Origin of the sequence: Vibrio sp. L5-1 (assembly GCF_021728315.1) — a bacterium.
GTDB lineage: Bacteria > Pseudomonadota > Gammaproteobacteria > Enterobacterales > Vibrionaceae > Vibrio > Vibrio splendidus_K.
In genome coordinates, this window is the sequence record NZ_JAKKCQ010000001.1 from 1,402,379 (window position 1) to 1,424,984 (window position 22,606).

Here is a 22,606-nt window from a genome sequence, read left to right on the forward strand (position 1 = left end):
ATATACGCAGCTTTTATACATCGTTTCGAGCAAAGTTCGCAGTGCAGCCAAAACTGTTTGATGTCGAGTCTGAATGCGCGTTATCGATCAGTGTTGATGTCCAGCCATAACTGTCTCCGATACGTTTGACGATGATTAAACCTAGGCCGTGTTCTGTTTTAGTATCATCACTCAACCCTGCGCCAGTATCAGAAACGGAAATTGTGTTTGAGTTGATCATCACTTTGATTTCACCTTGCGTGGTAAATCGGATCGCGTTTTCAATGTAGTTCTTCAGCACCATATTCACCAGTGGCAACGGCATGTTGAGCGTGGTGCTTGGCTCAACGTTTAGCTCTAACGTGACGCCAGAAGCCAACATCGTGTGGTACTTCGATAAATCGATAGTGGCATCGTCGATAACGGTGAGTGTTTTTTCGGTTGAAGAGTTCTCTTGTTTAACAATGTTCAATAAAACCTCAACGGTGGAACTCATGCCATTGGCCGCCCCAAGAATACGTTCGCGTTGTTTGGTTTGAAATGCTGGGTCGTTCGGCTTCATCGCTTGCAATTCGGCAGCGCCAAGAACAATCGCTATCGGTGTTTTTAATTCATGACTCGCGTATTTCGCAAACATCATCTCTTGCTTGGCAAGTCGGTCTTTCATTTTTGAGTAACTGTTGAGGTGTGAGGTAAGCATTTGCAATTCATCAACGGTATTCGTCGGGACATGGAAGTTATCAGACTCATGTTTGCTGAGTTGAGTGCTGAGGTTTCCAATCGGTGCCATCAGTTGGTCGAACACTTGCTTGAGAGTAATCCGCAACACAATGATCAGTCCGAGCATAAGCAAAGTTGAGATTGCCATCAATACACCCCAACTGTCGTCCCACAAATCCATATCAAAAGAGCTGATGGCGATGTAAGTCGGAATGTTTTTGCCTTGATCTTCGAAGGAGAAGTGATAGACGATCACGCCGGGAATAATAATGTCTTCTTCAGAAAGTCTTAGTTCAAAACGTTGGCGATCCACTGTATCCAATGCCATGGGCGGTAGTTTTTTGAGTTGGTCGGTAAAGTCGCCTTCACCATAATAAGCCGTCACGTTGTTCGAGAGCTTTAGGCTACCTTCGGGTGAAAGGCTTTTGTAGAATTGTTCTGCCACACCTTTAAATGATTTTAGGTGGCTCTCGATTTGAGCCTCTTCCTGCCAAACTAAACGAAGCGAGAATACAAAAAATACCACGCATGAAGAAACCAGTGCGATGACAGCAAAGGTACGCATGGTGCGGATCCTGACATCCTCGATGGAGTTGCCTAGCTTGGTTCGAATCTTCATGTTTATTGCGGCTCACTTGCTGATAAGATCAATTGAAAACCGTGTTTAGGAATCGTCTTTAACATAGGAAACTTGAATGGCTTATCGAGGACGTTTCTTAACAAATAGATATGGCTACGGAGTACATCTTTGTCAGGAATGTCATCGCCCCAAAGCATGAAGATTAAGCTTTCACGAGATACGACGCCGCCCTGAGCCTTCACCAACTCTCTCAGAATCTGAAACAAGATAGGGGTCAGAGTTAGCGTTTGTCCGTCTCTTGAAGCGGTGTGTGTCTTTTCATTAATCATCACCTCGCCATAACTTAAGGTTTTTTGGGCAACCAAGCCTTTATTACGTTTGATGAGCGCGCAAAGACGAGCTTCTAATTCAGGAAACTTAAACGGCTTAGTGACAAAATCATCCGCGCCAGAATCGAAGCTGTTTAATAGATCTTCTTGGCCATTCAAGGCCGTTAACATCAAAATTGGTGTCGTTACGCCATTTTGGCGCAGTTTAGTGGCCACTTGCATACCATCAAGCTTGGGCAGCATAACGTCTAGGATAATTGCATCGAAGTCGTTCTTCATAGCTAGCTTGAAGCCTTGATCGCCATCGGAAGCAAAGTCTGCAACAGCCTCTTTGACCTCTAAGAAGTCGGCAATAATGCCTTGTAGTTCGATATTGTCTTCAACAACTAAAATACGACTGCGCTCAAGCATCTATCTGCTCCATTAAAATATCTGCTCTCATCAAAACATCGACTCCCGGCAAACTTTGACTCCAAACAAAAACGTAGCCTATCCAAAATTATGTCGAATTTATGTCTAATTGATAGCGTTAATCAAAAAAATTCAACGTCTTCCGATTATTTTTCAATGTCGAATCGACTTCGACTTTAATTCGACAAAGACAGTTCAACAATAGCTCACATCAATAGGTGAAGGTTGAATTATGAAAACTCAAATTATCGTGCTGGCTGCACTTCTCGGTGTCTCAACGACTCAAGCATCAATAACTCAAGCAACAGAGCTGATCGGTCACGTTCAAGGGTTGAACAAACACAGTGTCGTGGCAGAAGTGCCCGGAGTCGTGGAGATGAATAACCTTGAAGTGGGCGACGCCGTCAACCAACAACAAGTGCTTGCTCAGATTAAAGCCAACGATTTTAAGTTTAGCGTGGATAAGGCTAAGGCCAATCTTACCCTTGCGCAGGCTGATCTAGCATTGCGAAAGGCGACCTATAACCGCTATCAAGCCCTTATCGAAAAGAACAGCCTCTCAATGGGTGAGCTAGACACAGCACGTGCTGAATTTTTAAGAGCGAAAGCGTCAGTGTCTGTGGCTCAAATTGACTACCAACAATCTCAAGTTGATCTTGAAAATACTCAGATTGAATCTCTTATTTCGGGTTATATATCCAACAAACCCGCGCAATCGGGAGCTTGGGTAAGTGAGGGGGACTTGCTTTATGAAGTGGTCAATATTGATAAGGTCACTCTGTCATTTATGGCAAGTGAGTATGACCTGAAACACTTCACTGTTGGTCAAGAAGTGGTGGTGTGGTCTGAAACCAACCCTGAGATAAAAATGGAAGCGAGCGTGCAACGTATTGGTGTCGAGATGCAAAATTTAACCTACCCGGTATTGGTCGAGATCACTAACCAAGGGCATCAATTTAAGCCGGGCATGTCAGTTTACGCCTCGACAGATCTTGCAGTGAAAAATATGACAACCGCTCAAGCACCATCGACCTCGAACCAAGGTAAAGGGCAGTAGAGATGAACTTTTTAGCATACTTCGCCAATCGTCAGTTTTTAGCTCGAATCATTACGGTAATGGTGTTGCTGACGGGTGTTATGTCGTTAATGCAGCTCAATTTACAAGAGTATCCAGATGTTGCGATGGACACGGCAGAAATTGAAACCAGCTATCCGGGCGCGACAGCTCAAGACATTGAACTGAACATCACCAACCCGATTGAGAAAGAACTTCGTTCCGTGGATGGCATTGCCTACTTTTCGTCTGAATCCTCAGAAGGGCGTTCTTTTATCGAGGTCGAATATTTGCCTGGTGAAGATGCGGCTGTGATCTTGAGAGATATCCAGCAAGCCGTGGACCGAGTCGGTAACCTGCCGAAAGATATAGACTCGCCCCCGGTTGTGACTCAGCAGAAAACCTCTTCTTTTGATGTTTATCACTTTGGCGTTAGCCTAACTGAGAGCAATACAGATTCATCGTCGTTACAGCATTATGCGTATCAATTAGAAAAGAAAATTAACAGTCTTGGTGGCGTGGGTTCTATCAAGCTTTCTGGTTTTAATGAGCGAGAGTTTTGGGTTGAAGTTGACCCTGAAAAAGCACGCCGCTATCAAGTTGCTTTCGATGATGTGAGCACCGCGATAGAGCAACACAACCTGTCTCAATCGGGTGGTTTTGTCGAGTCATGGAGCCAAGAGCAAAAGATTGTCACCATGACCAAAGTAGAGTCGACGGGTGATGTGTCTAACATCGTGATTAAGGCGCTAGATTCTGGTCAAGTTGTCCGTGTGTCGGATGTGGCGACCGTTATTGATACCTTCGCGCGAGCAACCGAAGATCCGGTGATGAGCGGGAAACCTGCGGTCATTTTCTCTATCACAAATAGCGGCAGTGCAGATGTCATTACAACTATCGACAGCATTAAGGCTCTGTTGGACAAAGAAAGCGAACGCATTGGCGACCAATTTATTTTCCAGAACAGCCTCGATCTTGGTCAGGATATGGATGAGAAGTTCTCTATCGTGGCAACCAATGGTGCGATAGGTTTGGTGTTGGTTCTGTTGATCTTGAGCATGATCCTGCAACGACGCGTCGCTTTCTGGGTCTCGGTCTCTATCCCATTCTGTGTCTTCGGTGTGATGATCGTTTTGCCAATCATGGGGTTGAACTTAGACAGCATCACTCTCGCAGCACTGTTGTTGGTGATCGGCATTATCGTTGATGACTCGGTGATCATCGCCGAGAGCATCTTCCAAGAAAAAGAAGCGGGCAAAAAAGGTGTCGATGCTGCGGTGTCGGGTACTTTAAAAGTGATCAAACCATTGATGGCAAGCCTTGTCACAACGGCTTTGGTATTTATCCCGATGATGTTCATTCCGGGTACCATGGGTAAAGCGGTTGCTGTGATCCCGATTACCGTTATCGCAGCGCTCGTGTTCTCATTCATTGAATGTACCTTAACGTTGCCAGCGCATTTATCTTTGGCTAAAGAGAGCAACTCAAAGACACAAGAGAAAGATCGATTTGAATGGATCTCAAACCGTTATCGCTCTCTGCTGAATATGGCTCTGAACTACAAGAAGTCAGTGATTGCATTGGCGTTGGTTGGCTTCGCAGCTTCTGGCTATTTGGTATCTTCGTTGAAAGTGGATATCTTCCCAACAGAAGCAGGTAAATACATTGAGGTTTACACCGAAGTGAAGGCGGGTACTCCGCTCACTAAAGTGCGCGATGCTCATCAATTGATAGAGCAAGCGATAGAATCTTTGCCAGAAAATGAATTGGTTAGCTATGAGTTGATTTACTCGTCACCAGTATCTCAAGGGGTTATCAACTTAACTAACTTTGACCAGCGCACCCGCTCTGCGGAACAGATTATTACGGCGCTCAATGAAGAGTTGGCAGCGCTGTCTGATGACATGTTCATTAAGTTCTCGATTGATGCTGGTGGCCCTCCTCCCGGCGACCCAGTTGAGGTACGTGTACTTGGCGGGACTGAGAGTGAACGTAATCAAACTGTGGATTTGGTGATGGCCTGGCTAGAAGACTACCAAGGCGTGACCAGCATCAATCACAGTGAGGCATTGAAAGATCCTCAATTGAATATTGTTCCTCAATATCATTGGTTGGCGAAGTACAACTTAACGGTGAGTGATTTATCGAATGCGTTGCGTGTGGGTTTTGATGGCAACAGCGTGACATCCACTTGGCTTGGCGATCAAGAAGTCGATATCCGTGTGGTCTTGGACGAGCAATTTCGCGATATCGAGAAACTGAAAACCACCAAAATTTACACAGCAGATGGGCAGCAAGTACCACTCAGTCGATTAGCTATGGTTGAACAGATAGAAATCCCTCGCCTTATTAAGCATTACAACGGTGAGCGAGAAGTAACGGTATCGGCGGCTTTGTCTGATGAGAGTATTAGTCCGGTTGCGTTATCCGATGAACTACTGACAGAGCTAACGGGTCAATATCCACCGAGCGTGACCATTAACGTAGGCGGCGAGGCTGAAAGTACCAACGAAACCATGAGTGGCTTCATGGTGGTATTCCCTGCGGCGATGGTTGCGATCTACTTCGTATTGGCGGTGATGTTCAATTCATTGTTGCAACCACTGCTCATTATGGCGGTCATCCCGTTCGCGATTATGGCTTCATTGATGGCACTCGTGGTTCACATGCAGCCGATGTCTTTGTTTGGATTGATTGGTGTACTTGGGATGACGGGTGTTGTGGTCAACAACTCACTAGTGCTGATAAACCGAATCAATGAGCTAAGAATCGAAGGTTTAGATGTGATAACGGCGGTGACTCAAGCGGCGGTCAGTCGTCTGCGTCCAATTGTAATGACGTCACTGACCACAGTTGCAGGTCTGCTACCTCTAGCTTACGGGTTAGGTGGAACGGATGTGTTTATGGGCCCGATGTCGCTCACACTGGGCTATGGTTTGTTGTTCTCGTTGCCAGTCGTACTGTTGGTGATTCCAGCCATGTATGCGTTGTTCTTTTCTCGATCTAAAAACAGTGAGTCATGACGTGCGGTTTTGTGACTTGTTGTGCAATAAGTCATTTAACTTAAAACTGGTTTGATTAGGTATGCCATTTCATTTAAATAACAGGTTATAGTATCGCGAAAATTGGCGGCACTTATTCTTCTCAAAAGCGAAAAGCTGGAAACTTAAAGATGAAGCCGCTAACGGTATTACACGCACAACATTAAGGTTTAGCAATGACGCTCAAAAGCTTGGCATGCACCATCAGCACAGTTCTACTGGCAGGCTGTGGTTCGACGGTCGCGACGCAAACATACAACGCCGATCTGATCATCACCAATGGACAGGTTCTCACGATCAATTCAAAAATGGATGTGATTGAAGATGGCGTTGTAGTGGTGAAAAACGACCAGATCATCGCAGTCGGTAACGAGGATTTAATGACTCAATATCGCGCAGAAAAAGTGATTGATGCTCAAGATGGAATCGTCATGCCGGGCATGGTCAATGCTCACAACCATTTACCTATGATCGCGTTTCGTGGCCTAGGGGAAGAGGGCATCTCGAATCGTCTGTTTGCTTACTTCTTCCCTCTAGAAGCCGAAAAGTTAAGCCGTGAACTGATTTACAACGCGACTAAGCTAGGCAGCATCGAACTGGCACAAAGCGGCGTGACCACTTATGCCGATATGTATTACCACATGGATGAGATGGCGAAGGCGACCAAAGAAGTTGGCTTGCGCGCCGTGTTGGGCGAAACCGTGATTAAGTTCCCGGTGGTCGATGCCAAAGAACCTTACGGTGGGATTGAGTATGCCAAAGGCTTTATCGAGCAGTACAAAAACGATGAGCTAATCACGCCGGCGTATGCGCCACATGCGGTGTACACCGTGAGTAAAGATAAGCTTCAAGAAATTAATAAGCTATCGGCTCAATACGATGTGCCAGTGCTGATTCACGTTGCTGAATTTCCGAATGAAGAAAAGCGTATCAAAGATGAAACTGAAGCCACGTCACCAGTCGAATACATGGATGAAATCGGTGTGCTCGATGAGCGTGTAGTGATTGCTCACGGTATCCACCTTTCAGAGAACGACCAAAAGCTATTGAAACAGGCTGATGCGGGTATCTCATACAATCCAATGGCGAACGCCAAAGGTGCGACAGGAATAGCTCCTGCGTGGAAAATGTACCGAGCTGATATGCGTATTGGTTTGGGAACCGATGGCCCCATGAGCTCAAACCAAGTTGATATCATGCGTACCCTAAGTTACGCAGCAAACATGCAACGATTGAAGCATTCCGATCGCACCATCATGATCCCTGAGCAAGTGATTGAGATGGCGACATTAGGCGGTGCGAAAGCTTTGCACATGGAAGATCAAATCGGTTCTCTTGAAGTCGGAAAGAAAGCAGATATCGTGATTGTAGAGACACAATCAGCGAACATGATGCCAAATTACGACCCATACGCGACTTTGGTTTACCAAGCGAACCCAAGCAATATCGACACCACTATCGTTAACGGTCAAATCGTAATGGAAAACCGCGTGATGCAGACGGTTCAACTGGATGAAATCCGCCAAAGTGTCGATGAGTTTGAAACTGATATCAAAGCGTTTGCCAAAGAGCTTTCTAAGAAGGCGATTAAGTCTAAGAGTTTGATGGACTAAGACGTAAACTTGATTCTAAAATCGAATAGAGTGAATGAATAAGTAAGGCCGACATCATGTCGGCCTTTTTGTTACGAACTCTCTCCAGAACCTTACTCCTTGAACCTCGGTTCTTTGGATGAAATCGACGCTTGGTTAATTAAAGCAAGGCTTCGGCTAACTAAAGTAGTACTTAGCTAATTAGAGCAACTGTTGCCGTTAGGAATACCGCTACCTAAGAACTCGACGCGAATTTGTTCGACATCTTTTAGGTACTGGTTGTTCGTTTGTTCGGTTTTATCAAAGTTGTTGAGCGTGACATTCCATGATGAAAACGGAGTGGGTTGGAAGTAGGCGTATTCGAATTTATTCGCCACGGCACCATCGGTGATGATGCTAACATCGTTGGTGGTTGGATCATCTAGGCGGTAATAGAACGCGCGTGAAACAGGGTTAGAACTGAACTGATAGTCCTTGTTCTCATATCGGTCTAAATAATTACCCGAACTGGAAACTCGTAAGTTGAGTTGCTTGCCATAAGGTAAGTTTTCCCCTTCTAAGAACACTCGTACCGTGGAAAGCCTAACGCGGTCAAACGAACACAATTGGACTTGTTCTAATGGAATAGTGAAGTTTAGTTGTCCGGTTGTTGCAAAGCTCTCTAGTTGCTCGGGGCTAGAAATGGTGTAGTTGTCGATGGTGAAATCTTGTGGTGCTGGTTGGAAAGAAGACAGAGCATTTACATACTCACTTTCGACAGTAGCCAAATCAAATTGGTAGTCCAAGTAGCTTTTATTCAGAGAAGGCGTAACTTCGCTTGGCTTCAATGCCCAATATTCGTACGCCTGAACATAGTTAGACAAAGCAACGAACATCGGACGCTTGAAGTGCATCAATACTCGTGATAGTTCACGTTCAATCGAATCGAAGCTGTCGGTGTCTACTTGATAACCCTCGATCGCATCGTTCAACCTTTGCTGTTGATTGATAGTCACATTATTGGTGAGCAAGAGGTCTACCAACTTCGCTTGCTCGTGAGCAAAGTTAAGCTGCGTGATGTTAATTGCCTTACCGAGCAGAACCTGCTTTTCGAGTTCGAGTAGGTATTGTCTTGCTCCTTTGATACCTAAGCTATCGGCATATCTTAAGTTGCTGCGGATCTCGGTGATCATCAAATCCCACGCCAGATTGCTTTCATTGATGGTTGGGATGTTGAAGTTAAAGCCATCCATAGCTTCAGATACCTTCTGGAGCTTGATGGTTGATTTAATATCCGCGGTTAACTGAGAAATGCCAGAAATCGTTTTGGTCACGCTATCAATAATGCCTGTGACGGACTTGATGTTGGTGACGAGGTTTTTCGCTTTTTCTAATGCTTCAGGTGTTTTAGCCAATTGCTCGGTTAGGTCATTCACACCAGAAAGGTTGCCTGTGAATACCCCACTCACGGCACTTCCAATTTCGGCTATTGCTTTGAATATTGCTAGAGCCACATTGAGTTGTTGTTGGGTTTTCCAATTCTCGACACCAACTAAATAAGTGGTTCTTGAACTGAGAGTGACCAGTTCTTGTGCTTTATATTGGCTATCGACCTCGGTCAGGCTATCGCCTATCTTGTCTATGTTGGATTGGGTTTGTGTGATGATCGAACTCTGAGCGCGTAGAACGTCTTCGATGTTAGCGAGTGCTAACTTGGCGGCTTCAATCTTGTCTTCAATGACCGTGTTTCTATCTTGAATAATGTCCCATTGAGTTTGATACGCGATCATAGCGTTCAAATAGGCTTCGTATTTATCTTGATATAACACCTTGTCGAGATAAGGAACGTAATTGCTCTCTTTGGTGCTGAAGCTAATGAATTGCTTGAACGCGACCGTTTGTAGGTAAAGGTCGGAAAGAATCGGATCGTCTTCAACCACTGAACCTGAGTAACGCAAGCTTTGTTCAATCCAGTTGATGAGGTCGAGGCTAAGCTTTGGGTTGGTATCGTATAAGCTGGCTGCCATATCAAACGAGCGATTAACAATGTCTGTAAAAGGTTCAGTAGCCAGTTTCATTTGCCCAGTAATGTTCGAGTCAATGGTCGTTCTTCGGTAGTGTTCTCCTGCCAATACCACGGACTCGCCATCACCAGTTTTTCCTGTTAGGGCGTCTCGTGTAATGCTGCCATCGCTTTGGAAAGCGAGCACATTAATGGGTGTTTCTATTTCGCCGGCAATCACAGAAATTGAGGCTGCAGAGCCTTGCTGTCCGAGCACAAACGTCGGCGTGCCTTGGCCAACGATTTTTCGCGCAAAAATAAGGATGTTTTGGTTGTTTACAAGCAAGTTGAAATTCTCTGGAATTTCAATGGTATCTGCAAAAACGACGATTTTTGAGGGTTGAGTGACGTAAAGGTTTTGTTCTGCTATCCAATCACTGAGGTTGATGTGTAAATCGGATGTGGAACGAGATAGAACGCCGACATCGGAATAGGCCGATTGAACCCAAGTTGGGTATTCGGTTGAATTGGGTAAATTGTTCAGTTCAAGCCAATCGCTAGAAAAAGCCTGTGGAGAGAATGAAAGAGAAATAATAATAGGTAGAAGTCTCATATTGATGTCCTGTCGAAATTAGTATTTGCCAAATTTTGGGTAGCAGAAGCCAGCACCTTAATTTTGATAAGGTGTGGCTTTCTGTTAGAGATATATTTTTGGCTATTGCGTTATATTTTTTGTGTTTTTATATGATCGAGAGGTCTATGGACTATTCCATTTCTTGGATATATGCATTGTTTGCGAACGCTTTTGCTTTCTCACTAATATTACTCCAGTTACTTTCTGCAACCGTTGTATTGGCAAGAGCGCCTATTGCGCCTAGCATTGCGTCGTCTTTCATGATGTCTGCATTATTCTGGGCTTGTTCTAAGGCAACGAGCAGTGAAGTAAAGTCGGCATTCATTTTCTGCCAATTTAGTTTCAGCTTATTAATATGTGGAATCGCATTTTCTATTTGTTGAGAAATCATATCGATACTCTCTGAAGAGCGATGATAAGAGTTATATATTTTCTGCGTAGAAGTTAATTGGTCTTGAAGCTCTTTTACTTCACTTTGTAATTCGTTACGAAGCTTACGCGCTTTTTCTGCTTTATCGCCGTATACGCCCATGATTGGTCCTGCAACCAGAGGGAACCATGCATAAGTTACTGCGGTAGAGGCGACCGTAACATAGTGAGTGTAGTCTTTGTTGAGTTGAGTGATACGTGCATTGATGTCATTCACTCGTTGTTGAAGCGCGCTGCCATCATCGCTTAGGTAACCGTTGTGAGTGCCTTCTAATACATCTAACTGCAATTTTTGTGTATCTAATGTAGCTGAAAATTCCAATAGGTTACCGCCAACGTCAGACACTTCTTGTTGGTATCTCATGGAAAAACTCTGCAGGCTTTTCAGGTAAGCGATCGCCACCTTTCTATTGCGTTCTACCGCTTCGATATCTTCCGGGAGCGGCGAGAATGCTTTGGCCAGCATTTCATTCAAAGCATCGCTAAGTGGGTTAAGCATGTAGTCTTTAATTTGGACGTAATTGGCCAAGCTTAATGAAAGACCAACGATGCTTGGATAAAGATCTTTTTTCCAATAAAAGGCGGTATCGTGAATATTTGAGTATTGCTGAACCAGTGCTTGGAAATTAGAGAAAGGAATGTCGTTAGGAATACTTAAAGTAGATTTCATACTGGCTTCTGTCACCGGCAGCGCTAAAGCGCCTTCGACATACGCTTGGATTTGATACCACTCTTGTTGCTTAAGAATAAAATTGTCGGTCTCTAGATCGATAAAGACCCCATTTTCACCGATGATCGTGTCGTAGGTGACTTGAGGTATGTTTTGTTCAGCTGACGCTTGGTTGATTTGAACTGGAGCTGCTTGAGAAGTGAGTGCAAAAGAGGAAAGTAGCCCAATCGAAATCGAAGATAATACGAGTGTTCTTGTGATTTTTTTCATTATTTAGCCCTGTTAGATTTGTTATTAGCTTTTTGCAAAGTCAATAATCCCCCTACCATTTAGATGGTATTTTTAAATATTTATGAAGGGTTATTGAATATTTTAATATTGTTATTTTTGTGATTATTTTTTGTTCTTTAAAACTAACCTCTTTAATGTGCTTTTTGTTTTTATAAGATTTGGCCAATCTATAGCAGATTTATAATGAAAAGTTCTATTTAGGTCACACATTTGGATTCATATTGATCGTTTGTTGATCTATTGAATTTAATGATATTTGAATCATTAGTTTTGGTTCTTTTGTCAGGCTAGGTATGGAAAGGTCTCGAGAGGTTTTCATTCTATTCATAAAGGTGGTAAATGATAAAAATATAATTATCGCCATTATTCGTATTATTACTAAATCTGTTGATTAATTTGATGAATATATAAATAGAACGAACGTTTTAAATTTGATCTGTGCCAAATAATGTACGGGTGATTTGATATTTACCGAAGGGGTTATGAGTGATTTTTTATTAGTGAATGTTTTATTAGTCAATCTTATATTAGATAGAGTTAAATTAGGTTTTCTTTAATTATTAGCGGTTAATGTTTTTGGTATATTGAGTCGAAATTAATTAGGAAATAGATTGATAAATAGACTGATAGGCATCAGGTTTACATTTTTTTGGGATGATTTGGGATGATTTGGGATGTTTTCGAATCATTGCGGACGTTTATGGAGGTTTGCCCATCAAAGCCACTCGCTTTGGCTTGCAGTGTTTGATGGGCAAGTGTTTCAACTAATGGTTATTCATCGCCAACTTACCGAGTTTCATTGCAGCAGCATGGTGGCGGTGCATCAGTTGCTCCATGTCTACGCCAATAACGGCACCATCGTTAACTCGCCATTTTCCGGCCACCATCACTTTATCCGCTTGTTGAGCACCACAAAGTAGTAATGCAGCGAGTGGATCGTGGCTACCAGAGAAACGAATATCATCGAGCTTGAACATCGCGATGTCGGCTTGTTTACCGACCTCTAGCGTTCCAATGTCGGTTCTGCCCATTGCGCGTGCCGAGCCCGATGTCGCCCAGCGCAGTGCATCGAGGTGTGAAACATTGGCAGAACCATATTGCAGGCGTTGTAGATACATTGCCATGCGCACTTCGGCAATCATATTTGAACCGTCGTTTGAGGCGGAACCATCAACACCCAACCCGACTTTTACGCCTGCTGCTTCAAGATCGTTGTTCTTACAAATACCAGAAGCCAGCATCATGTTGGACGTCGGGCAGTGGCTAATGCCAATGCCTGCTTTACCCAAACGCTTGATCTCTTCCGGGTTGAAGTGAATACCATGAGCAAGCCAAGTGCGTTCATTCAACCAGCCCACATCTTCGAGATAATCGACAGGGCGTAAGCCAAACTTCTCAATGCAGAAGTCTTCTTCATCCAAGGTTTCGCATAGGTGAGTGTGCATCATCACGTTTTCACGCTCACTGATCTTGGCTGTCTCTTTCATTAGATCGGTGGTAACTGAAAACGGCGAACAAGGCGCGAGTGCGATTTGAATCATCGCCCCTTCATCACGTTGGTGGTAATCACGAATCAAGCGTTGGCTGTCATCAATGATGGTCTGTTCGGTTTGAATGGTGTGTCGTGGAGGTAGTCCACCTTCATCTTCCCCAAGGCTCATGGAGCCGCGAGTGAATATCGCTCTTACACCCAGTTTCTCTGCGGCCTCGACTTGTAAATCGATGGCGTGCTCTAGCCCGTTAGGTATCAAGTAATGATGGTCTGACGCTGTCGTACAACCTGACATCATTAGCTCAACCAGCGCCAGTTCAGTGGCAAGGCTCATCATCTCAGCATCGAGGTTAGCCCAAACAGGGTAGAGGCTTTGTAGCCAATGGAAGAGTTCTTTATTCAGTGCGCCGGGGTAGGCTCGCGTTAGGGTTTGATAGAAGTGGTGGTGCGCATTGATAAGCCCAGGAGTTACAACATGACGAGAGGCGTCGACGCTGTAATCTACGGGTAAGGTTGGCTCTTTGTGTTTGCCAACCAGCTCAATGATTGTATTACCTTTAATGACAATACCGCCTTCTGCATCAGCCAGTGAGCCAGTGTAGATTGCGAGAGGATTCTTAATCCAGATGGTTTCCATTCATAGTAGTCCTTAGCCATCTCAGCCTTTTCAGGGAAGAGGGTCTTTGTTGGTATTTGCTGTTGATAGATAAATTCTAATCAGGGGCGTTAAAACGTTCAATGTTCTAATCATTCCCTGATTCTGTGAAAATCGGTTTTACGTTAGTCAGTGAAACAGTTAGTTCGAGAATCAGCTAGTTCGTTTTTGGCTCAGAATTTTCTGATGCCGCTTGAACGTCTGCTTCTGTACTTGCTTGTTGAATCTCTAATTGCTCGTCTGAGTGTCGTTCTTCTTCAGCCTGTTCTTTCATTTCTAGCTCAACTTGCGCTTGGCTCTCGGCCAACGCTTCTTGCTCTTCTGCTCGTGAAGATTTCGGCAACACAAGGTTTAGCAGAACCGTCATGATGGTGCCTGTTGTAATGCCAGAATGAAGAAAGTTCGCTAGATCATGCGGCAAGTGTTGCAGCAATCTTGGTTCGAAAGTTACGGCCAAGCCAGACGCCAAACCGACACAGATTACCAAGGCATTTCGCTTGGTGTCTGCGGCCTTGATCAACATGCGGATACCCGCGTAGGCAATCATACCGAACATCACAAAACCCACACCACCTAGAACAGGTTTCGGAATCGTGACGGCAATAGCGGCTAATTTCGGGAATAAGCCACCTAAAATTAGCAAACCACCGGTTGCAGCCACTACATAGCGACTTGCTACACCTGTGATACCTACAATGCCGACATTTTGACTGAATGACGCCAATGGCATTGCAGTTAAAATGGAAGACAAGGTACTACCAAGTCCATCGCCTAATAGACCACGTTTTAAGTCTTTACCGCTGACTTGGGTTTGGCAGTTGTTGCCTAGTGCCATGAAGTCACCTGTTGCTTCGGCGATAACCACGATGTACACCAAGCTCATGCTGATGATGGCACTCGCAGAAAAGGTAAAGCCATACTTGAAAGGTTCAGGACCACCAACCCAAGCAGCAGAGCTGATTTGCTCAAGGTCGACCATGCCGAGCGATAGCGCCACAATGTAGCCGCCTGCTAAACCAATCACGATGGCAGAAGCGGCAACCGCGCCTTTACAGTAAACCGATACACCAACCACAATCCCCAAAGAGACCAGTGCTAGAAACAGCTTTGGTAGTGTAGCGAATTGTTCAGTATTGGCTGGCGAGTCTCCGACCCAATTCATGGCAACCGGTAAAATGGTTAAGCCGATTAGGGTAACCACCACACCACTTACCACGGTTGGAAAAAGCTTTCTAACCTTGTCCATGTAGAAGCTGGCACCAATCACGACAAACGAGCCGATCAACGCCGAGCCCATAATCGCGGCGACGCCGCCTTCGTTACCGATCGAAATCGCCACACCTAAAAAGGCAAAGCTTGAGCCCATCACAACGGGCAGTCGAATGCCTACAGGGCCGAAACCAAGGCATTGAGCGACGGTCACAATACCTGACGCCAGCAGCGCAGCATTGATCAGCGAGACGATCTCTGTGTTAGGTAGGCCGATAGAAGCGCCGACAATGAGGGGAACAGCTACAATGCCACCAATCGAGGCGAGCATGTGCTGTAATGCGAGTAGGAAGGTTAAGCCGTGAGGCGGTCTTTCATTTAGGGTGTACAGAAGTTTCATTTGATATTCCTCTGCCTGCGTTTCCGTTTACAGGCGATTGGCGGTCAAATAATGACTTCTACAAACTGCGTAGGGTCATAAAAAAGGTGCACTAACCGAGCGGAATGCGTCTGCACTCCGCTGATTAGCACTATTAGCTTTTTCTTAAAAATGTTGTTCTAGCATGTGTCTTAATAGCTTGGCTTGTGAACAAACCAAGCACTCATTCTTGAGCCATCTCTAAATGACCAAATGTCTAAGCGACGGCTCAAGAACGATTTGATTAACCGATGAACACGAGCTTCGCGACAAAAATCGCGGCTAGGAAGTACATCGAAATTGATACGTCTTTTGTTTTGCCTGTCGCTAATTTCAATACCGTGTAGGTAATGAAACCCAGTGCGATACCATTTGCGATAGAGAATGTCAGTGGCATCATCAGGGCAGTAATAGCTGCGGGCGCACCGTTGGTGAAGTCTTTCCAATCAACGTGTTGCATGCTGCTCATCATTACGAACGCCACGTAAATCAGCGCGCCAGAGGTTGCGTAAGCGGGGATCATGCCTGCAAGTGGCGATAGGAAAATCGCCGCTAAGAACAACACGCCAACCACAATCGCTGATAAGCCAGTTCGCGCGCCTGCTGCAACGCCTGCGGCACTTTCTACGTAACTGGTGACTGGCGGACAACCCACACACGCACCTGCCACGCTTGAGATACTGTCGGCTTTCAGCGCTTTGCTCAGACCTTCGATCTTGCCTGTCTCAGGGTTCGTCAGATTCGCACGCTCAGCCACGCCCATCAAAGTACCTGCGGTATCGAACATGTTGACGAAAAGGAAAGCCAAGATAACGCTGATCATTGAAACATCAAGCGCGCCCATAATGTCCATTTTTAGGAATGTAGGCGCTAAGCTTGGTGGAGCCGCGAAGAAGCCGTTGTAATGCACTAAGCCAAGCATCATGCCGACCAGAGTCACACTCAAAATTCCGATTAACACGGCACCAAATATTTTACGCTCACTGAGTACCGCGATGATCAAGAAGGCGATAGCGGCCAATAGAGCTTCAGGTTTAGTAAAATCCCCTAAAGAAACCAAAGTCGCTGGATTTTCGACGACGATGCCCGCTGTTTTAAGGCCAATTAGACCTAAGAATAGGCCAACACCCGCTGTCATGGCATAGCGCAGACTCACCGGGATACTTTCGATTATCCATTGTCGAACCTTGTAGAAACTCATCCCGACAAACAAGATGCCGGAGATAAACACCGCACCCAACGCCACTTCCCAGGTGTAGCCCATTTCGCTTACTACCGTGAATGAGAAGAAGGCATTCAAGCCCATGCCTGGTGCAAGGCCGACAGGCCAGTTCGCAAATAGTCCCATTAACAAACAACCGATCGCAGCACCAATACAGGTTGCGACGAATACCGCCCCTGCATCCATACCCGATGCGGCCATAATTTGTGGGTTAACGAAGATGATGTAAGCCATAGTGGCGAAGGTAGTCACACCCCCCATTAATTCATCTTTCACGCTGCTTCCGTGGGCCTTAATTTTAAAGAGTTTCTCTAAAATTCCGTTATTCGCGTCTTGGTTGAGTATTTCTGTTTTACTCTCACTCATGTCAGCAAGTCCTTTTATGTTGTGATCCATTTATTGAATACAGCGAGATTTCAATATTAAGTTTTAAGGTTTTTTCCTAGCCGTTATTTCTTTAGTTATCTGTTGTTTAGTCATCAACTCTCTAACTAATAACGTTGTTAGTATTTTTATATGAGCGTGTTTAGTGAGCGCGCATCATTTTAGATACACGCACGAATCTGTTTATTATTCGATGGTTGAGCCTAGTTCGAAGTTCTAGGTCACGGGACTAACTGCCCCGATAGGTGGAGAAACTGTACGGCGAGACGAGAAGAGGAACGTGATAATGCGCTTCTGGATCATCTAGACCAAAACGAATGACCACATCGTCTAGGAAAGGTACGCCATCCAATTCCACACCTTTGCTTTTGTAATAATCCGCAACGTAGAACACCAATTGATATTTCCCCGGACGGAAATCATTCCCTGCCAGAATCGGCGCATCGGTTCGGCCATCGGAGTTGGTGATCACCGTCGCCAGCTTTTCTGTTGAGTCTTCATTGACCTTATAAAGCTCTACTTTGATCTCTGTGCCCGGTAAGCCGTGCGTGGTGTCTAATACGTGTGTTGTTAATCTTCCCATAGTCCTTTAATAGCGCTTTTGGCGCTCCTCTGTTCCGTGGTTTATCTGTCTGTTTCGACCTTGCAAAGAATGCAACTGGTCACTTTGTTATCACTAACTATGTACGAACTGTACACAATTAGTAAAGCGAATTGTTGGAAAAATGTTAACCACTGTATCGTTTTTTCTGAATTTATAGATCTTGATTATCGTTTTTTGGTGAGTGTTGTCTTGGTTAAGTTGTTGTTTTTAATTGGTAATGGTGCGTAAATTTAACTTGAATAACAAAATCTTTACATTGAGATAAATAATTGTATACAATAAATGTACAGGGGTAAGGTTGCTCTGTTTATCGATAATCCATTTGGTTGAATCATTTGGTGACTCACTTGAAGAGCGACTAAGCCAACCACTTATGTTAGGAGTACTTGGATGAATAAGGATTATTCAAGAAATTTGATCGGTTACGGAGCTAACCCTCCAAACCCTCAATGGCCAGGTAATGCGCGCGTCGCGGTTTCTTTTGTATTGAACTATGAAGAGGGCGGTGAGCGTTGTTTGTTACATGGAGACGACGAGTCTGAGGCTTTTCTTTCAGAGATCCCGTCCGCACAGCCGATCAAAGGCGAACGTCACATGAGCATGGAATCCATTTATGAATATGGTAGCCGTGCGGGTGTATGGCGTGTTCTTCGCTTGTTCGATGAATATGAAATTCCACTGACTGTATTTGCGGTTGCTATGGCGATTGAGCGTCACCCAGACGTTGCCAAAGCCATGGTCGAAGCCGGTCACGAAATCTGTAGCCACGGTTATCGCTGGATAGACTATCAATACATTGATGAGTCTGAAGAGCGCGACCACATGACCAAAGCGATTGAAATCATCCAACAAGTGACGGGGCAACGCCCGCAAGGTTGGTACACAGGTCGAACGGGTCCAAATACGCGTCGTTTGGTTGCAGAAGAGGGCGGTTTTCTTTACGACTCGGATGCCTATGATGATGACCTGCCTTATTGGCACACCGAGACTGGTTATCCGCAACTGGTGATCCCATACACTCTCGATGTGAACGACATGCGTTTTTCAACCGCGCAAGGCTTCAACTCGGGTGAGCAGTTCTTCCAGTATCTGAAAGACACGTTTGACACCCTTTATATGGAAGGTGAAACCGCACCGAAAATGATGTCGGTTGGGCTTCACTGTCGTTTGATTGGTCGCCCCGGTCGTATTGCTGCATTAAGACGTTTCCTTGATTACGTCAAAGAGCACGACAGCGTGTGGTTGTGTCGTAGAATCGATATTGCTAACCACTGGCACCAACATCATCCATATCAACCAAATAACGCTATCCATCAACCGCAAAAGTAGCAGTGAAGCAAGGAGGCTTAACGTGACTAAATTTCGATCATGCCAACCAACAACCATGGACCGCGATATCTTTGTCGCTCACTTCGCTGACGTCTACGAACACAGCCCGTGGGTTGCAGAACTGGTGTATGACCAAGGTTTGAATGCCGAAGACGACCATATCGAGAATCTTCATCTGAAAATGGCATCGACTTTGTTAAGTGCAGACCAAGGCAAACAGTTGGCTTTGATCAATGCTCACCCGGATTTAGCCGGTCGAGCAGCAGTAAACGGCGAACTTACCGAGTCGTCGACCAAAGAACAAGCGGGGGCGGGCATCGACCAGTGCAACGCCGAAGAATTTGAAAAATTCACTTCTTATAACAACAGCTACAAAAGTCGCTTCAATTTCCCTTTTATCATGGCGGTGAAGGGAGCCAATCGTTACCAAATTCTTGAGTCGTTCGAGATGCGATTAGGAAATGATAGTGAAACTGAGTTTGCTACGGCGATTCAAGAGATCAACAAGATCGCGATGTTTCGTCTCTGGGATATGTAAGTTAACGGAGTTAACAGCTATCTCAGCCCAGTCTTAGTGCGTTAAATTTTTGATTTGTAAAAACATAAGCCACTAAGTTCTCATTTTATTATTACTTGATTAATTTCATAGGATTACACGGACATGACCCATAAATTTGAACAGTACATAAACCTTGCAGACGAAAAACTCGGCGCAGAAGCCACCTTCGCAACCGATGATTTTTTCGCCGATAAAAGCCGTCTACTCAGCCACGCAGCGCCAGAGTGGAAAGACGACTTATATGACGATAACGGCAAGTGGATGGACGGTTGGGAAAGCAGACGTAAACGTGGTGAAGGTTACGACTACTGTGTCGTTCGCCTTGGCCTAGCTGGCACCATTGCTGGCGTTGATATTGATACCTCTTTCTTCACAGGTAATTTCCCACCTTCGGCATCAATTGACGCGTGTTATTCATCACAAGGTGAGCCAACTGATTCAACAGAGTGGCAAGAAATTCTGCCTTCAATGGCACTACAAGGTGATCATCATCATCTTGAAGCGATTGAAAGCGACCAAGTATTTACGCACCTACGTTTGAACATCTACCCAGATGGCGGTGTCGCACGCTTACGTGTTTATGGGCGACCAAGTGTGGATTGGGAAGCAATAGATTCTCAGCAACAAGTTGACCTAGCAGCTGTTGAACACGGTGGCCGAGCACTCGCATGTAGTGACGAGCACTACGGCAACAAAGCCAACATTTTAGGCCCTGGCCGCGGTGAAAACATGGGTGATGGCTGGGAAACAGCACGTCGTCGTACACCGGGTAACGACTGGGTTATCGTGGCACTAGGCCACCCAGGTAACATCGAACGCATTGTCGTTGATACGGCTCACTTCAAAGGTAACTATCCTGACAGCTGCTCGATTCAAGCGGCCTACGTGAAAGGCGGTACCGACGATCAAGTCGAAACGCAAAGCCTATTCTGGCGTGAACTGTTGCCTGCACAAAAGCTGCAAGCGCACGAGATTCACGAATTCATTTCTGAGGTGAACGACCTTGGTGCGATTACTCACGTACGTGCAAACATATTCCCAGATGGTGGTATCAGCCGTTTGCGTCTGTTTGGTACGAAGGCGAAATAGGTAAGGAAGTCAGATATGAGTAATGGAATGCGTCGTTTATCCATCGAACCGTTAACCAAGCAGGCTTTTGCAGAGTTTGGCGATGTTATCGAGTCCGATAATAGTGATTTCTTCATGATCAACAGTGGATCAACACGTCGCTACCACAAGTTAGCGACAACGGATGTGCAAGACCAAGATGGAGAAGCCATCATCAGCATCTTCCAAGCCACACCGTTGAGCTACCCACTGACCATCAAAATGTTAGAGCGTCATCCACTTGGCTCTCAGGCATTCATTCCATTACTTGGTCAACCCTATTTAATTGTTGTTGCGCCAAAAGGCGACGATCCAACATTAGCCAATAGCCGAGCTTTCTTGAGCAACGGCCGTCAAGGAGTGAACTATCACAAAGGGGTGTGGCATCACCCAGTTCTCGCACTCACCGATCAAGATCAGTTCTTGATCGTCGATAGAGGCGGCGAAGGGCACAACTGTGACGAAGTTTATTTCGACAGCGACCGAGTGGCATTGCATTTGGACGGTCTGCCAACGGACGACACTAAGGAAGAGCAACGCTTAGCTAAAGCGTTGTGATACAGGAGTTTATTATGGATCCGCATATTACAGAATGGTTGAATCTAGCAATACGCTGGGCTCACATGATTGTTGGTGTTGCGTGGATAGGCGCATCATTTTACTTTGTTTGGTTAGAGAACAACCTTAACCGAGTAAACCCAAAAACGGGCCTTTCGGGCGACTTATGGGCGATTCACGGTGGTGGTATTTATCATCTAGAGAAGTACAAACTTGCGCCACCAGAAATGCCAGAGCACCTGCACTGGTTCAAATGGGAAGCCTACTTCACGTGGATCACTGGTGTGTGTCTACTGGGTGTGGTTTACTACCTCAACGCTGAGATCTACCTGATTGCACCGGGCTCTGGCCTTGATTCAACAACGGCAATCGCGATTGGTATTGGTTCATTCGTTGCTGGTTGGTTTATCTACGACTTACTGTGTGACTCGCCATTAGGCAAAACCCCGGTACTGCTTGGCGTTGTGCTGTTTGTGTTGCTCGTTGCTGCGACATATGGTCTAACTCAAGTGTTCAGTGGTCGTGGTGCTTACATCCACGTGGGTGCCATCATTGGTACCATTATGGTGGGTAACGTATTCCGCGTTATCATGCCAGCACAGCGCAACTTGGTGAAAGCGATAGAAGAGAAGCGTGAACCGGATCCGGCACTGCCAGCGAAAGGTCTACTGCGTTCTCGTCACAACAACTACATGACACTGCCAGTGCTGTTCATTATGATCAGTAACCACTTCCCAAGTACTTACGGCTCGGAATACAACTGGCTGATTCTTGCTGGGCTAGCGATCTTCAGTATCTTAGTGCGTCACTACTTCAACACGCGTCACGGAAGTCAGAAGTTTGCATGGACAGTACCTGTAGCGGCATTGGGTATGATTACTCTCGCGTTTGTGACCTCGCCTTACGCCAAAAAGCAGATGACTCCGGTTGTACAAGCGCCAGTGGTTCAAGAAGTGCAAGTAAGCGCGACTGAATCGGCGACAGAAGAGCTTGCTGAAAACGGTACTGCTTCAACTACGGCTAGTTCTCAAGCTGCACCAGCAGATCACGCAATGCAAACTGCTAGCGCAGGCGTAAGCTTTGAAACCATCAACAAAGTCATTCAAGAGCGCTGTTCTGTGTGTCATTCATCAACCCCTAGCCACGCCGCTTTTGCTGCTGCGCCAGCCGGTGTGATGTTTGATACCCCAGAAGAGATTAAAGCCAACGTACCAAGGATTGTTGCTCAAACCGTAACAACCAAGGTGATGCCGCTCGGCAACATGACTCAAATGACCGACGCAGAGCGCGCACTCATCGGTACTTGGGTAGAGCAAGGCGCTACGCTTCAATAATGATGTGAATCCTTTACCTAAGAG

16 protein-coding genes are annotated in these 22,606 nt (G+C 45.5%); 8 read left to right on the forward strand and 8 right to left on the reverse strand.

What is annotated here, in order from left to right:
* Positions 1 to 13: 13 nt before the first annotated feature.
* Together L3V35_RS05800 and L3V35_RS05805 are read right to left on the reverse strand one after the other, a co-directional pair.
* Positions 14 to 1,264, reverse strand: a complete 1,251-nt coding sequence (locus tag L3V35_RS05800; protein ID WP_081008958.1) for a HAMP domain-containing sensor histidine kinase — start codon at positions 1,262 to 1,264, stop codon at positions 14 to 16.
* Positions 1,265 to 1,320: 56 nt separating this feature from the next.
* Positions 1,321 to 2,019, reverse strand: a complete 699-nt coding sequence (locus L3V35_RS05805; RefSeq protein ID WP_054546189.1) for a response regulator transcription factor — start codon at positions 2,017 to 2,019, stop codon at positions 1,321 to 1,323.
* 232 nt (positions 2,020 to 2,251) lie between these two features.
* On the opposite strand from L3V35_RS05805, the gene L3V35_RS05810 reads away from it, so the two are divergent.
* The 3 genes from L3V35_RS05810 to L3V35_RS05820 all read left to right on the forward strand — a co-directional run bounded on the left by L3V35_RS05810 (position 2,252) and on the right by L3V35_RS05820 (position 7,727).
* Positions 2,252 to 3,076 carry an efflux RND transporter periplasmic adaptor subunit gene (locus L3V35_RS05810; RefSeq protein WP_054546190.1) on the forward strand — a complete coding sequence of 275 codons (825 nt, stop codon included), beginning with the start codon at positions 2,252 to 2,254 and terminating at the stop codon, positions 3,074 to 3,076.
* 2 nt (positions 3,077 to 3,078) lie between these two features.
* Positions 3,079 to 6,096, forward strand: a complete 3,018-nt coding sequence (locus L3V35_RS05815; RefSeq protein ID WP_237298829.1) for an efflux RND transporter permease subunit — start codon at positions 3,079 to 3,081, stop codon at positions 6,094 to 6,096.
* A gap of 194 nt (positions 6,097 to 6,290) precedes the next feature.
* Complete coding sequence (locus tag L3V35_RS05820) at positions 6,291 to 7,727, forward strand: amidohydrolase (protein WP_237298831.1); 1,437 nt, start codon at positions 6,291 to 6,293, stop codon at positions 7,725 to 7,727.
* Between the two features lie 176 nt (positions 7,728 to 7,903).
* Here L3V35_RS05820 and L3V35_RS05825 read toward each other — a convergent pair whose 3' ends face one another.
* The 6 genes from L3V35_RS05825 to uraH all read right to left on the reverse strand — a co-directional run bounded on the left by L3V35_RS05825 (position 7,904) and on the right by uraH (position 17,674).
* Positions 7,904 to 10,300 carry a hypothetical protein gene (locus L3V35_RS05825; protein ID WP_237298833.1) on the reverse strand — a complete coding sequence of 799 codons (2,397 nt, stop codon included), beginning with the start codon at positions 10,298 to 10,300 and terminating at the stop codon, positions 7,904 to 7,906.
* A 151-nt stretch (positions 10,301 to 10,451) separates the two neighbouring features.
* A complete protein-coding gene (locus L3V35_RS05830) occupies positions 10,452 to 11,690 on the reverse strand; it encodes an alpha-xenorhabdolysin family binary toxin subunit A (RefSeq protein ID WP_171312232.1) in 1,239 nt (412 codons plus the stop codon).
* A gap of 785 nt (positions 11,691 to 12,475) precedes the next feature.
* Positions 12,476 to 13,840, reverse strand: a complete 1,365-nt coding sequence (locus L3V35_RS05835) for an 8-oxoguanine deaminase (RefSeq protein WP_145563102.1) — start codon at positions 13,838 to 13,840, stop codon at positions 12,476 to 12,478.
* A gap of 175 nt (positions 13,841 to 14,015) precedes the next feature.
* Positions 14,016 to 15,467 carry a nucleobase:cation symporter-2 family protein gene (locus L3V35_RS05840; RefSeq protein ID WP_171312228.1) on the reverse strand — a complete coding sequence of 484 codons (1,452 nt, stop codon included), beginning with the start codon at positions 15,465 to 15,467 and terminating at the stop codon, positions 14,016 to 14,018.
* Between the two features lie 262 nt (positions 15,468 to 15,729).
* Positions 15,730 to 17,073 carry an NCS2 family permease gene (locus tag L3V35_RS05845; protein WP_017075241.1) on the reverse strand — a complete coding sequence of 448 codons (1,344 nt, stop codon included), beginning with the start codon at positions 17,071 to 17,073 and terminating at the stop codon, positions 15,730 to 15,732.
* A gap of 247 nt (positions 17,074 to 17,320) precedes the next feature.
* On the reverse strand, positions 17,321 to 17,674 hold the full coding sequence (gene uraH / locus L3V35_RS05850; RefSeq protein ID WP_017075240.1) for a hydroxyisourate hydrolase: 354 nt from the start codon (positions 17,672 to 17,674) through the stop codon (positions 17,321 to 17,323).
* Positions 17,675 to 18,085: 411 nt separating this feature from the next.
* Between uraH and puuE the strand changes: the two genes are divergently transcribed.
* The 5 genes from puuE (at position 18,086) to L3V35_RS05875 (ending at position 22,582) form a co-directional block, all read left to right on the forward strand.
* Positions 18,086 to 19,024: an allantoinase PuuE gene (gene puuE / locus L3V35_RS05855; RefSeq protein ID WP_054546197.1), complete on the forward strand. Its 939-nt coding sequence runs from the start codon at positions 18,086 to 18,088 to the stop codon at positions 19,022 to 19,024.
* 22 nt (positions 19,025 to 19,046) lie between these two features.
* Positions 19,047 to 19,562 carry a 2-oxo-4-hydroxy-4-carboxy-5-ureidoimidazoline decarboxylase gene (gene uraD, locus L3V35_RS05860; protein WP_010432721.1) on the forward strand — a complete coding sequence of 172 codons (516 nt, stop codon included), beginning with the start codon at positions 19,047 to 19,049 and terminating at the stop codon, positions 19,560 to 19,562.
* Positions 19,563 to 19,685: 123 nt separating this feature from the next.
* The gene (alc, locus tag L3V35_RS05865; RefSeq protein WP_237298835.1) at positions 19,686 to 20,672 is read left to right on the forward strand and encodes an allantoicase; all 987 of its coding nucleotides are present in this window, start codon (positions 19,686 to 19,688) and stop codon (positions 20,670 to 20,672) included.
* A gap of 15 nt (positions 20,673 to 20,687) precedes the next feature.
* The gene (locus L3V35_RS05870) at positions 20,688 to 21,248 is read left to right on the forward strand and encodes an ureidoglycolate lyase (protein ID WP_237298837.1); all 561 of its coding nucleotides are present in this window, start codon (positions 20,688 to 20,690) and stop codon (positions 21,246 to 21,248) included.
* 14 nt (positions 21,249 to 21,262) lie between these two features.
* A complete protein-coding gene (locus L3V35_RS05875) occupies positions 21,263 to 22,582 on the forward strand; it encodes a urate hydroxylase PuuD (RefSeq protein WP_237298838.1) in 1,320 nt (439 codons plus the stop codon).
* Positions 22,583 to 22,606 lie beyond the last annotated feature (24 nt).